Here is a 12967-nt window from a genome sequence, read left to right on the forward strand (position 1 = left end):
AGGGGCGCGTTGGGGGCAGGAGACGGGTTGGGTGCGGGGGCGCGGAGCGCCGCGTTGGGGGGTGGTGGTCGGGAGACGGGTTGGGTGCGGGGGCGCGGAGCGCCGCGTTGGGGGGTGGTGGTCGGGAGACGGGTTGGGTGCGGGGGCGCGGAGCGCCGCGTTGGGGGGTGGTGGTCGGGAGACGGGTTGGGTGCGGGGGCGCGGAGCGCCGCGTTGGGGGGTGGTGGTCGGGAGACGGGTTGGGTGCGGGGGCGCGGAGCGCCGCGTTGGGGGGTGGTGGTCGGGAGACGGGTTGGGTGCGGGGGCGCGGAGCGCCGCGTTGGGGGGTGGTGGTCGGGAGACGGGAGGGCATTCGAGTGGTCCCGACGTGACATTCCGCGCTCGTAGGGGGACCCCCCTGGTGCGGGAGGACGTACATAAGTGACAATCTTGGCTTGGTGGAGGGGAGTATTCCTTCGCGGCGGTGTCGTCATCACGGACTTCAAACCCCGGTGCCGTCGGTCGGCTCTAGCCGATGGAAGAGACCTCCGGTGATGGATGGTGTCCTGAACCGGAGGTTCGCTCATGTTCGCCGACCCGGCGCTGCTCGCCCAGGCTTCCACCGACGAACTCGACGTTCCCTGGTGGGTGTGGCTGGCCACGCTCGGCGGCCTGGCCGCGCTGCTGCTGCTCGACCTGGTGATCGTCGACCGCAAGCCGCACGAGGTGACCACCGGTGAGGCCGCCAGGTGGGTCACCTTCTACATCGCCTGCGCCATCCTGTTCGGACTCGGGGTCTGGTGGTTCGGCGACGCCCACCTCGCCGTCGAGTACTTCACCGGGTACATCACCGAGTACTCGCTGAGCGTGGACAACCTGTTCATCTTCATGGTGATCATGGCGAGTTTCGCGGTCCCGTCCATCCACCAGCACCGCGTCCTGCTGATCGGCATCCTGCTGGCGCTGGTGATGCGGGGCGTGTTCATCGCGGTCGGTGCCGCGCTGATCAACCAGTTCGTCTGGGTGTTCTTCGTCTTCGGCGCGTTCCTGCTGTGGACCGCCGGGAGCATGTTGCGCAAGAAGGACGAGGACGAGGAGTACCGGGAGAACGTCTTGGTGCGCTGGGTGCGCAAGGTGTTCCCGGTGACCGAGGACTACCACGGCGCGAAGTCCACGGTGAAGATCGACGGCAGGCGCTACCTCACCCCGATGCTCGTGGTCATCATCGCCATCGGCAGCGCCGACCTGCTGTTCGCGGTGGACTCGATCCCGGCGATCTTCGGCATCACCCAGGAACCCTTCCTGGTGTTCACCGCGAACGCCTTCGCCCTGATGGGACTGCGGCAGCTGTACTTCCTCATCGGCGGCCTGGTGGACAAGCTGGTCTACCTGTCGGTCGGCCTGGCGGTGATCCTCGGCTTCATCGGCCTGAAGCTGATCCTGCACGCGCTGCACGAGTACCACGTCGTGCCGGAGTGGCTGGACGTGTCGAACTGGATGTCGCTGGGCTTCATCGTCCTGGTGCTGGCGGTCACCACGTGGGCCAGCCTCGCCAAGACCCGCCGCGACAACACCCGGCAGGGCCAGCTCCGGTCCGAGCGCTCCTGAGCGTCAGTCCAGCAGCGTGTAGCTGAGTTCCTTGCAGACCCGGCCCAGCGGGACGTCCAGGCCGGGGTGGCTCAGCGGGAGCAGGACGTCGGGGGAGTCGGGCAGCGCGGTGGCCGCGGGCGGGTCCCACAGGCACAGCGACGGGTTCCCGGCGTCCATCGAGGACCGGTACCACAGGCCGTCCAGCTCGGGGTAGGCGGCGCGGATCGCGCGGGCCCACACCTGGGTGCGTTCCTTGGGGCCGCTGCTGATCGCCTGGGACGCGCCGGCCCGGGTCGGCCACAGCCCGGAGAGGTCCAGCAATCGCAGCGTCCGCCGTGGACGGAACAGCACCAGGTGCGGGCTGCGCGTCCGTCGGTCCACTGTGGACGTCGCTTGGTACACCTCGGCGATGCAGGTGCGCACCGACAGCGAGAAGTAGAGGACGCCGTGTTCCCGGGTGACCGTCGGGCCGCCCTGGGTGTTCGGCGCGTGCGGGTCGAACCGGGCGTGCGGCAGCGGTCCGGCGTAGCGGAAGGTGTTCCACTGCTGCGGGTGGTTGCCCCCGGTGGTGAACACGCGCACGAGCCGGGTTCCGGCGGGAACCGCGATCACGTCCTCGGTTCGCCGGAGCATGGCCTGCAGCACGGCGGGTGCAGGCGGCTGGGGGAGCCGTGCCATGGAGGTCCTGGATTCGGGTCGGGGAGGGGGACAGCGCTCAGGCCGGAGTGCCGATGGTGGAGGCCAGCTCCGCGGCTCGCCGCGGGTCGCCGCCGGCCAGCAGCCACTCCCGCGGGCTCGCCGGCCGGTCGCCGAGTTCGAGGTCCTCCTGCGGCGTGGTCATGAAGTTGGCCAACACCAGCGCGGGCTGGTCGGCGGGCATGGCGGCCAGCACGACCTCCAGCCCGGGCAGCACGTCGTTGTCGGTGAACTGCCAGGCGGGCAGCCGCCAGCCACCGCGGTCCTTCCAACCGACCAGCCGGCGTTCGGCGATGCGGTGCCGGATCCGGCTGCTGTCCACTCCGATCCGCTCGGCGGCCTGGTTGACCGACAGGGCGGTGTCGCGCAGCACGGCCTGTTCGGCCACGGTGCGGGCCCGGGGGTCGGCCTCGGTCTCGCTGAGCGGGCTCAGGTCCAGTCCCACGTCGGAGAGTGCGGCGCGTTCGGCATCGCTGAAGTGCGCGGCGGGGTCGACCTGGGGCGCGGTCAACTTCTTGGCCGCGTCCTCCACGAGGGAGAGGAATTCGTCAGCGGTGACCTTTAAACCGGCGCGGGCCAACACTGTCTCCAACGGCGCTGTCATGGTTCCAGCTTAACTCCTGAACGCGGAAAAGTGTGCGCGAACGTGCGGCCAGTGCTCCAAATCACTTTGTGTAGCAAGTGGAATGCGCACAGTGATCGGATTTGTTGTGGTGTCGCCGCGACTTTTCCACGCATCAGGTGAAGCGGCCACCGGGCGCCCAGGTCGAACCGATGTTATGGGTGCTACGGCAGTTCGTTCAGATGTTTGCGGACCGGGCCCGAGAAACTCCCGCCGTCGGTGACGTCCCAGTTGATCGACCACGTCATGACACCGCTGAGTTCCGGGTGCCCGGTGTCCGGCTTGTACTGTCCGCAGTTGGCTCCCGAGGTGAGGCAGTCCAGTGCCGCGTTCACGACCGCGGGTTCGACGTAACCGCTCCCGGCCGCCGACGGGGTCGCGGGCAGCCCGAGCGAAACCTGGTCCGGGCGGAGCTTTCCGAGCAGGCCGCACGCCTGCGCGGTCATGAAGTCGACCGAGCCCTGGCTGTAGACCTTGCCGTCGCAGCCGTTCATCGTGCCGGAGTTGTAGTACTGCGTGTGCACGACGGTGAGGACGTCCTTGACGCTGTCGATCAGCTCCAGGTAGGAACCGCCCGGCTGCACGTCCAGCGTCTGCGGGGCCATGGTGAGCACGAATCCGTCGCCGACGCGGTCGCGGAGTTGCCGAATCGCCTTGGCCGTGTTGGGGACGTTGAACCCGTGCTCCAGGTCAATATCCAACCCGTTGATGCCGTAATCGGTTAATATTTTTCCAACCGAGTCGACGAAGTTGGCGACGTTCGCGTCGTTGCTCAGATCGACGTTCCCCTTTTCCCCGCCGACGGACAGCACGAATGTGGTGCCGCGGGCCTTCTTCGCGGCGATGTCGGCCTTGAGGTCCGCGTCGGTGTAGCCGCCGAGCTTGCCTGCCAGCTCGGGGTCCACGCCGAAGGTCACCGCGCCGGGCCGGGTCGGGTCGGCCTCGGCGAAGGCCAGCGCGACGACGTCGTAGTCGTTCGGCACGTCGCTGACCCGCAGCGGTTTCGCGCCGTTGACGAAGTTCTGCCAGTAGCCGGTCAGTTGGTGCTTCGGCAGGGCTGCCGAGGCGTCGACGGGCAGCGCGAGGACGGTCAGCGCCGTCGCGGCGAGGGCGGTCAGGAATCTGCGTGCGCTCATGCGGACCTCCGCGGGTCGGGTTGTTCCGACGCTCGAAAAGTGGACTGGACCACTGGCCCGGTCAAGCGTTTGGCGAAGTTGCGAAGGCGCGGCTGCGCCGGTCGGAGCACCGGTGGCGGCCGAGGGTTGACGAGACCGAGCGCGCACCGTTGACTGGGCGTACCGACTGGTCGGTCTCGATGGAGGTGGCGCGTTGGGCAGCGTGTACGACGAACGGCCGTGGTTGGCGCTCTACGAGGACGACATCCCGCGCGAGCTGGTCTGCGAGTTCGACGACGTGCTCGGGCTGTTCGCCGCCACCCGGCGGCGGTGCCCGGACCGCGTCGCGATCACCTACTTCGACGGGCGGCTGACCTACCGCGAGCTCGACGAGCTCAGCGACGCGCTCGCCCACCACCTCGTCGAACAGGGCGTCCAGCGCGGCGACCGGGTCGCGCTGTACCTGCAGAACGTGCCCCAGTTCGCGCTCGCGCTGCTGGCCGGGTGGAAGGCCGGTGCGATCGTCGTGCCGCTCAACCCGATGTACCGCAGCCACGAGCTGACCCGGATCCTGGACGACGCCCGCCCCGTCGCGGTGGTCTCCTCGGAGACCGGCTGGCACGACGTGCTCGGCGTCCTCGCCCGGCAGGCCGGGGTGCGGATCGCGTTGACCACCAGCGAACTCGACATGCAGACCCGGCACGACCCGCGGCTGTTCGCCGACCTGCGGCGGCGGCCCGCCGACGACTGCTCCGACCTGCTGGAGGTCGCCCGCGCGCACCTCGGGCGCACCCCGCCGGAGATCGCCGTGTCCGGCGACGACATCGCGCTGCTCGTCTACACCTCCGGCACCAGCGGGGTGCCGAAGGGGGCCACCAACACGCACCGCAACATCGCGTTCAACTCCGAGGGCTTCCGGGCGCGCACCCGCGACAAGGACGGGGCCGGGATCTTCGGGCTCGCCCCGCTGTTCCACATCACCGGCATGGTCTGCCAGCTGGGCGCGGCGATCGCGCTCGGCGGGCGGCTGGACCTGGTCTACCGCTTCCACCCCGGCGTGGTGCTCGACGCGCTCGCCGAGCACCGGCCCGCCTACATGATCGGGCCGTCCACCGCCTACATGGCGCTGATGAACCACCCCGACGTCACCGCCGACCACTTCGCCTCGCTGGACCTGGTGTACTCCGGCGGCGCGCCGCTGCCCTCGGCGGTGGTGGACAGCTTCCGGGAGCGGTTCGGCCACTACATCCACAACGGCTACGGGCTCACCGAGACCACCGCGACCGCCACGTCGGTGCCCGCCCACCTGGAGGCGCCCGTCGACGAGGCGTCCGGCACGCTCAGCGTCGGACTGCCGACCTTCAACACCGTGCTGCGCATCGTCGACGACCGGGGTGAGGACCTGCCGGTCGGCGAGGTCGGCGAGATCGTCATCGAGGGGCCGATGGTGGTCCCCGCGTACTGGAACAAGCCCGCGGAGACCCGGGCGGGCATCCGCGACGGCCGGTTGCACACCGGTGACGTCGGGTTCATGGACGCCCAGGGCTGGTTCTACGTCGTCGACCGCAAGAAGGACATGATCAACGCGTCCGGGTACAAGGTGTGGCCCAGGGAGGTCGAGGACGTCCTCTACGGTCACCCGGCAGTGCGCGAGGTCGCGGTCGTCGGCGTGCCCGACTCCTACCGGGGCGAGACGGTGAAGGCCTACGTCAGCCTGCGCGACGGGCGGACCGTCGAGCCCGCCGAACTCGTGGAGTTCTGCAAGCGGCGGCTCGCCGCGTACAAGTACCCGCGCAGCGTCGAGGTCCTCGACGACCTGCCCAAGACCGCGACCGGGAAGATCCTGCGCCGCCGGCTGCGGGACGAAGCGGCGCGGACCGCACAGGAAGGAAGGCGATGAGCAAGCGTTTCGACGGCCGGGTGGCGATCCTGACCGGTGCGAGCCGGGGCATCGGCCTGGCGATCGCCGAACGGCTGGTGGCCGAGGGCGCCAAGGTGTGCGTCACGGCCCGCAAACCCGAACCGCTCGCCGAAGCCGTGCAGGGGCTCGGCGGCGCCGAGCACGCGCTCGGGGTGGCGGGCAAGGCCGACGACCCCGACCACCAGGCCGAGGCGGTCGCCAGGACGATCGAGACCTTCGGCCGGGTCGACATGCTGGTCAACAACACCGGCATCAACCCGGCCTACGGGCCGCTCATCGAGATGGACCACGCCGTGGCCCGCAAGACCTTCGAGGTCAACGTGCTCGGCGCGCTGGCGTGGACGCAGCAGGTGCACCGGGCGTGGATGGCCGACAACGGCGGCGCGGTGCTCAACGTGTCCTCGGTGGCCGGTCTCCGCCCGGCGCCCGGCATCGGCTTCTACGGCGCCACCAAGGCGATGCTGACCCACGTCACGCAGGAGCTCGCCGTCGAACTGGGGCCGGGCATCCGGGTCAACGCGGTCGCGCCCGCCGTGGTCAAGACCAAGTTCGCCAGCGCCCTGTACGAGGACAACGAGGAACAGGTCGCCGCGCAGTACCCGCTCAAGCGGCTGGGCGTGCCCTCCGACATCGGTGGCGCTGCGGCGTTCCTGCTGTCCGACGAGGCGTCGTGGATCACCGGGCAGGTGCTGGTGCTCGACGGCGGCGTGACCCTGACCGGAGGTGTGTGACCGGTGCGGTTGGCCGACTCGGTCGTGGTCGTCACCGGTGCCGGCAACGGCATCGGGGCGGCGATGACCCGGAAGTTCGCCCGAGCAGGGGCCGAAATGGTGCTCGGCGACCTCGACGCCGACGCGGTGCGGCGGGTCGCCGACGAGGTCGGCGGGACGGCCGTTCCCGGCGACGCGGCGAGCGAGGCCGGGGTGCGGGCGCTCGTCGACACCGCGTTGGAGCGGTACGGGCGGATCGACCTGTTCTGCGCCAACGCGGGCGTGGCCCGCGGCGGCGGTCCGGAGGCCGACGACGAGCTGTGGGCCGAGTCGTGGGAGGTCAACGTGATGGCCCACGTGCGCGCGGCCCGCGCGGTGCTGCCGCACTGGCTGGAGCGCGGCGCGGGGCACTTCCTGGCGACCGCCTCGGCCGCCGGGCTGCTCACGATGCTCGGCGCCGCGCCGTACTCGGTCACCAAGCACGCGGCGCTCGCGTTCGCCGAGTGGATGGCCGTCACCTACGCCGACCGCGGCATCACCGTCCAGGCGCTGTGCCCGCAGGGCGTGCGGACCGACATGCTCGGCGGCAGCGGTGACGCGGGGCGCAAGCTGCTCGACAGCGGGGCCATCGAACCCGAGGAGGTCGCCGACGTCGTCGCCGAGGCGTTGGAGGACGGCAGGTTCCTGGTGCTGCCGCATCCGGAAGTCGCCGAGTACTACGCGCTGCGCGCGGCCGATCCGGCCCGGTGGCACGGCGGGATGCGCAAGCTGCAACGCAAGTTGGAGTGAGATGCCAACCGGTCCGCGCCGCGTCGAACCGGCCGGTCGATACGCTACAGCGGGGACTGACAGGAGGGGTTCACATGGCGCGGGCCGCCGGCGGCCGCACCGCCACCACCGACACCGGGGCCGACGTGGAACCGGTGCCGCAGCGGTTGTTGGCCGTGGCCACTCGGCTGTTCGCCGAGCAGGGTTTCGAGATGACCTCGGTGCAGCAGATCGTGGACGCCGCGGGCGTCACCAAGGGAGCGATGTACCACTACTTCGACTCCAAGGACGACCTGCTGTACGAGATCTACGCGCGCGTGCTGCGGGTGCAGACCGCGCGCATGGAGGTCGCCGCCGACAGCGACGCGCCGGTGGCCGAACGGTTGCACGCGGTGGCCGCCGACGTGGTCGCCACCACGGCGGCGAACCTCGACGACACGGTGATCTTCTTCCGCTCCATGCACCTGCTGCACCCGGACAAGCAGGCCGAGGTGCGCGCCCAGCGGCGGCGCTACCACGAGCGGGTCCGCCGCCTCATCGAGGAGGGCCAGGCGTCCGGGGAGTTCCGCTCGGACAAGTCGGCCGAACTGGTCGTGGACTTCTTCTTCGGCGCCGTCCACCACCTCGGCACCTGGTTCCGCCAGGACGGCGAACTCACCGGCGAGCAGGTCGGAGAGCACTTCGCCGACCTGCTGCTGTCCTCGCTGCGGGGATGACTTCTGTGTTGTGCTCGTTTTGCGTGGCGGTGCCGGTGGCGGAACCTCAGCGGGTCAGAAGACGACGCGGGTGAGGAATTCGGCGACGCAGGCCGGTTTTTCGGTGTTCTCGATTTCGACGGTGGTGGCGACCGCGAGTTGCAGGCCGCCGGGGACCTCGGTGACGTCGGCGAGTTCGGTGTGGGAGCGGATCCGGGCGCCGACCGGGACCGGGGCGGGGAAGCGGACCTTGTTCAGCCCGTAGTTGATGCCCATCTCGGCTCCCTCGAACCGGTAGGTCCGGGAGTTCAGCCTCGACAGCAGGCTCAGCGTCAGGAAACCGTGCGCGATCGGGCCGCCGAACGGGCCCCGCGCGGCGCGGTCGGCGTCGACGTGGATCCACTGGTGGTCGTGGGTGGCGTCGGCGAACTGGTTCACCTGGTCCTGGGTGATGGTGAGCCAGTCGCTGGTGCCCAGCTTCTCGCCCTTGGCCGCCAGGATCTCGTCCTTGCTGCGGAAAACCCGCACGGGTACCTCCTCGGGGGAAGCGGGGGCCGGGCGCGCCCGGCCCCCGGTCGGTCAGGCCGGTGGCAGGTCGGCGAGTTCGCCGACGCGCTGCCGGTGGCGTTCGGCGATGCCGAAGGTGAGCTGGGAGCTCTTGGCCCGCCCCAGGTACAGGTGCGCCGGGTGCTCCCAGGTCATGCCGATCCCGCCGTGCAGCTGCAGGTGTTCCTCGGCGGCCAGCACGACCAGGTCCGAGCAGTACGCCTGGGCCACCGCGACGGCGAGTTCGGCCTCCGCGTCGTCCCGCGCCAGGGCGTCGGCCGCGGCGCGCGCGGCGGCCCGCGCGGTCGACACGCCGGTCCACAGGTCGGCCAGCCGGTGCTTGACCGCCTGGAACGAGCCGATCCGCCTGCCGAACTGGTACCGCGTCAACGCGTAGTCCACAGTGGAGTCCAGACAGTGCTGGGCCAGGCCGGTCTGCTCGGACGCCAGGACGCCCGCAGCGGTCACCAGCGCCGCGCGCAGCACGCGCTCGGCGTGCTCGCCGGTGGCGATGCGCTCGCCGACCGCGCCGTCGAGGACCAGCGCGCCGAACCGGCGGGTCAGGTCCAGCGGCGTCGTCGGGGTCCGCGAGACCCCCGGCACCGAAGTGTCCACGATGTACAGCGCGGGACCGGACTCGTCCGCGACCGGGACGACCGCGTAGTCGGCGAATTCCAGGTCGACCACCGCCGCCACCCGGCCGTGCAACGCGGCCGAATCCGCCTTCACCGCCTGCGGGAACGGTTCGTGCGGCGCGGTGGTCATGCCGACCGCGACCGTCGCCAGCTGGGACCCGTCCGCCAGCTGCGGCAGGATCTCCCGCACCCGGGCCGCGTCCGCGCAGGCCGCCAGCGCCGAGGTGGCCAGCAGTCCGCCCAGGAACGGGACCGGGGCGACCGCGCGGCCCAGTTCCTCGGCGAGCACGGCGAGTTCGCGGGCACCGGCCCCGGCGCCGCCGAGCTCCTCGGGGACCGCGAGCGCGGCGAGGCCCAGCTCCCCGGCCAGCGTGCGCCACAGCGCCAGGTCGTAGGGCTCGTCGCTCTCGCACCGCGCGAGGACCGCGTTCGGATCGCTGCGCTCCTGGAGCAGTCTGCGCACGTTGGCCCGCAGGTCTTCCTCGACCTCGGTGTAGAGCAGGTCCGGAGCGCTCATCGGGGCAACTCCTTCCACGGCACGTCCTTGTCGGTGCGGATCTCGCCGGGCAGGCCCAGCACGCGTTCCGCGATGATGTTGCGCAGGATCTCCGACGTGCCGCCCTCGATCGAGTTGCCCTTGGCCCGCAGGTACCGGTAACCCGCGCCGCGCGCGGTGAAATCGGTCAGCTCCGGGCGGCGGAACGTCCAGTCGTCGTAGGCGAGGCCCCGTTCGCCGAGGAACTCCAGCTCGAACCCGGAGATCTCCTGGTTGAGCCGGGCGAACGACAGCTTCACCGCCGAGCCCTCCGGGCCGGGCGTGCCCGCCGCGAGCTGCTGGCGCAGCCGCTGACTGGTCAGCCGGGTCGCCTCGGCCTCCACCCACAGCCGCAGCAGGCGGTCGTGCATGCCGGGCGTGCGCAGTTCCGGGTGCTGGCGCCAGGCGGTGGCCGCCGCGCCGATCATCCCCGACTCGCGCGGGGCGGCGCCGCCGCCGATGGCCACGCGCTCGTTCATCAGCGTGCCCATGGCGACCTGCCAGCCCTGCCCGACCTCACCGATGCGCTGCGAGTCCGGGATGCGCACCCCGGTCAGGAAGACCTCGTTGAACTCGGCCTCGCCGGTGATCTGCCGCAACGGCCGGACTTCCACGCCCGGCGCGGTCATGTCGCAGACGAAGTAGGTCAGCCCCTCGTGCTTGGGGGCATCCGGGTCGGTGCGGGCGACCAGGATCGCCCAGCTGGCGCGGTGCGCCAGCGACGTCCACACCTTCTGCCCGTCGACGACCCACGCATCACCGTCGCGCACCGCCCTGGTGGACAGCGCCGCCAGGTCCGAACCCGCGCCGGGTTCGCTGAACAGCTGGCACCAGATCTCCTCTCCGGTCCACAGCGGACGGAGGAAGCGGCTGCGCTGCGCGTCGTCGCCGAACCGCAGGATCGTCGGCGCGGCCATGCCCAGGCCGATGGTGTTCAGCCGCGGGGAGTTGTCCGGCGCGCCCGCCGCGGCGAACTCCTCGTCGACGACCGCCTGCAACTCGCGCGGCGCGTCCAGACCACCGAGCCCGGCGGGGAAGTGCACCCACGCCAGCCCGGCGTCGAAGCGGGCCCGCAGGAACTCCAGCCGGTCGGTGCTCGCGGGATCGTGCGCGGCCAGGAACTCGCGCGCCCGGCGGCGCAGCTCGTCGGCGTCCACGGCGCTCACGCCTTCGGCCCGCCGGCGACGTAGAGCACCTGGCCGGAGACGAACGACGAGCGCTCGTCGACGAAGAACGACACCGCGTTGGCGATGTCCTCCGGCTTGCCCGCGCGCCCGACCGGGATGGCGCTGACCGCGGCCTTGCTGAAGTCCTCGAAGGACATGCCCACCCGTTCGGCGGTCGCCTTCGTCATGTCGGTGGCGATGAAACCGGGCGCGATCGCGTTGACGGTCACGCCGAACTTGCCCAGTTCGATGGCCAGCGTCTTGGTGAAGCCCTGCAGTCCCGCCTTGGCGGTGGAGTAGTTGGCCTGGCCGCGGTTGCCCAACGCCGAGGTGCTGGACAGGTTCACGATCCGGCCCCACCCGGCTTCCACCATGTGCTTCTGCGCCGCGCGGCTCATCAGGAACGAACCCCGCAGGTGCACGCCCATCACGGTGTCCCAGTCGTCCTCGGACATCTTGAACAGCATGTTGTCCCGGAGGACACCGGCGTTGTTGACCAGCACCTGCGGAGCGCCCAGCTCGGCGGCCACCCGGTCCACGGCGGCGGTGACCTGCTCGGCGTCGCTGACGTCCGCACCGACGGCCAGCGCCTTGCCGCCCGCGGCCCCGATCGCCGACACGGTCTCGGCGCACTGCTTCTCGTCGAGGTCGACGACGGCGACCGCGAAGCCGTCCTCGGCGAGCCGCTTGGCGGTCGCCGCGCCGATTCCGCGAGCGGCTCCGGTGACGATCGCGACCCGGCTGTTGCTCATGTTGTCTCCTCCTCGAATCCGGCGGTCACGCTCGGTACTTCTTCAGTTCGCGGCGGGCCAGCGAGCGGCGGTGCACCTCGTCGGGCCCGTCGACGATGTGCAGGGTGCGGGCGTGGGCGTAGAGGTTGGCCAGCGGCGTGTCCTGGCTGACCCCGGCGCCGCCGTGCGCCTGGATGGCGCGGTCGATCACCCAGGTCGCCACCTCCGGGACCGCGACCTTGATCGCCTGGATCTCGGTGTGCGCGCCCTTGTTGCCCACGGTGTCCATCAGCCACGCGGTCTTGAGCACCAGCAGCCGCGCCTGCTCGATCTTCACCCGGGACTCGGCGATCCAGTGCTGCACCACGCCCTGGTCGGCGATCGGCCTGCCGAACGCCACGCGTCCGGCGGTGCGGCGGCACATCAGCTCCAGCGCCCGTTCGGCCATGCCGATGGCGCGCATGCAGTGGTGGATCCGCCCCGGGCCGAGCCGCGCCTGGGCGATGGCGAAGCCCTCGCCCTCCCCGGCGATGATGTTCTCCGCCGGGACGCGCACGTCGTCGAAGGTGATCTCGGCGTGGCCGCCGTGATCGCCGTCGGTGTAGCCGAACACGTTCATGCCGCGCTCGACGTGCACGCCGGGGGTGTCGATCGGGACCAGCACCTGGCTCTGCTGCCGGTGCCGTTCGGCGTCCGGATCGGTTTTGCCCATCACGATGAGGATCCTGCAGCGCGGGCTCATCGCCCCGGAGGAGAACCACTTGCGGCCGTTGATGACGTAGTGGTCGCCGTCGCGGGTGATCAGGGTGCCGATGTTGGTCGCGTCCGAGGAGGCCACGTCCGGTTCGGTCATGCAGAACGCGGAGCGGATCTCGCCGTCCAGCAACGGTCGCAGCCATTGCTGCTTCTGCTGCTCGGTGCCGAACATCGCCAGCACCTCCATGTTGCCGGTGTCCGGCGCCGAGCAGTTGGTGGCCTCCGGCGCCAGCCGCCCGGAGCGGCCCATGATCTCGGCCAGCGGCGCGTACTGCAGGTTCGTCAGCCCGGCGCCGTGCTCCCCGGGCAGGAACAGGTTCCACAGCCCGCGGCGGCGCGCCTCGGCCTTGAGCTCCTCCAGGACCGGCGGATGCGCCCACGGATCCTCGGATTCGGCCTGCCAGGCGGCGAACTTCTCCTCGGCCGGGTAGACGTGCTCGGTCATGAACGCGGACAGCTCTGCGCGCAGCTGTTCGGTCCGCTCGTCGAAAGCGAAGTCCAT

General features: G+C 70.8%; 13 protein-coding genes. 5 read left to right on the forward strand and 8 right to left on the reverse strand.

Going from position 1 to position 12967, the window contains the following annotated elements:
* Window positions 1-564: 564 nt before the first annotated feature.
* The gene (locus NV263_RS08395) at window positions 565-1587 is read left to right on the forward strand and encodes a TerC family protein (protein WP_263251997.1); all 1023 of its coding nucleotides are present in this window, start codon (window positions 565-567) and stop codon (window positions 1585-1587) included.
* A 3-nt stretch (window positions 1588-1590) separates the two neighbouring features.
* Here NV263_RS08395 and NV263_RS08400 read toward each other — a convergent pair whose 3' ends face one another.
* The 3 genes from NV263_RS08400 to NV263_RS08410 all read right to left on the reverse strand — a co-directional run bounded on the left by NV263_RS08400 (window position 1591) and on the right by NV263_RS08410 (window position 4023).
* Window positions 1591-2247 carry an RES family NAD+ phosphorylase gene (locus NV263_RS08400; protein WP_263251998.1) on the reverse strand — a complete coding sequence of 219 codons (657 nt, stop codon included), beginning with the start codon at window positions 2245-2247 and terminating at the stop codon, window positions 1591-1593.
* Window positions 2248-2284: 37 nt separating this feature from the next.
* Window positions 2285-2869: a DNA-binding protein gene (locus tag NV263_RS08405; RefSeq protein ID WP_263251999.1), complete on the reverse strand. Its 585-nt coding sequence runs from the start codon at window positions 2867-2869 to the stop codon at window positions 2285-2287.
* Between the two features lie 182 nt (window positions 2870-3051).
* Window positions 3052-4023 carry a chitinase gene (locus NV263_RS08410; protein ID WP_263252000.1) on the reverse strand — a complete coding sequence of 324 codons (972 nt, stop codon included), beginning with the start codon at window positions 4021-4023 and terminating at the stop codon, window positions 3052-3054.
* Window positions 4024-4216: 193 nt separating this feature from the next.
* On the opposite strand from NV263_RS08410, the gene NV263_RS08415 reads away from it, so the two are divergent.
* From NV263_RS08415 to NV263_RS08430, 4 genes are all read left to right on the forward strand, one after another.
* Window positions 4217-5902, forward strand: coding sequence for a class I adenylate-forming enzyme family protein (locus NV263_RS08415; RefSeq protein WP_263252001.1), 1686 nt, complete (start codon window positions 4217-4219; stop codon window positions 5900-5902).
* The gene (locus tag NV263_RS08420) at window positions 5899-6654 is read left to right on the forward strand and encodes an SDR family oxidoreductase (RefSeq protein ID WP_263252002.1); all 756 of its coding nucleotides are present in this window, start codon (window positions 5899-5901) and stop codon (window positions 6652-6654) included. The genes NV263_RS08415 and NV263_RS08420 overlap by 4 nt, the downstream gene beginning before the upstream one ends.
* A gap of 3 nt (window positions 6655-6657) precedes the next feature.
* Window positions 6658-7422 (forward strand): SDR family oxidoreductase, encoded by a 765-nt coding sequence (locus NV263_RS08425; RefSeq protein ID WP_263252003.1) that lies wholly within the window; start codon window positions 6658-6660, stop codon window positions 7420-7422.
* Between the two features lie 74 nt (window positions 7423-7496).
* On the forward strand, window positions 7497-8117 hold the full coding sequence (locus NV263_RS08430) for a TetR/AcrR family transcriptional regulator (RefSeq protein ID WP_263252004.1): 621 nt from the start codon (window positions 7497-7499) through the stop codon (window positions 8115-8117).
* A gap of 54 nt (window positions 8118-8171) precedes the next feature.
* Here NV263_RS08430 and NV263_RS08435 read toward each other — a convergent pair whose 3' ends face one another.
* From NV263_RS08435 to NV263_RS08455, 5 genes are read right to left on the reverse strand one after another with little or no spacing between them, the layout of a single operon-like run.
* Window positions 8172-8624 carry a MaoC family dehydratase gene (locus tag NV263_RS08435; RefSeq protein WP_263252005.1) on the reverse strand — a complete coding sequence of 151 codons (453 nt, stop codon included), beginning with the start codon at window positions 8622-8624 and terminating at the stop codon, window positions 8172-8174.
* Window positions 8625-8675: 51 nt separating this feature from the next.
* Entirely contained in the window at window positions 8676-9794 is a 1119-nt protein-coding gene (locus NV263_RS08440) for an acyl-CoA dehydrogenase family protein (protein ID WP_263252006.1), read from the reverse strand.
* On the reverse strand, window positions 9791-10978 hold the full coding sequence (locus NV263_RS08445; protein WP_397545618.1) for an acyl-CoA dehydrogenase family protein: 1188 nt from the start codon (window positions 10976-10978) through the stop codon (window positions 9791-9793). Before NV263_RS08445 ends, NV263_RS08440 begins: the two co-directional genes overlap by 4 nt.
* Complete coding sequence (gene fabG / locus NV263_RS08450) at window positions 10975-11730, reverse strand: 3-oxoacyl-ACP reductase FabG (protein ID WP_263252007.1); 756 nt, start codon at window positions 11728-11730, stop codon at window positions 10975-10977. Before fabG ends, NV263_RS08445 begins: the two co-directional genes overlap by 4 nt.
* A 25-nt stretch (window positions 11731-11755) precedes the next feature.
* Window positions 11756-12967, reverse strand: coding sequence for an acyl-CoA dehydrogenase family protein (locus tag NV263_RS08455; RefSeq protein WP_263252008.1), 1212 nt, complete (start codon window positions 12965-12967; stop codon window positions 11756-11758).

It is taken from the genome of Saccharopolyspora rosea, from assembly GCF_025643595.1.
Lineage (GTDB): Bacteria > Actinomycetota > Actinomycetes > Mycobacteriales > Pseudonocardiaceae > Saccharopolyspora > Saccharopolyspora rosea.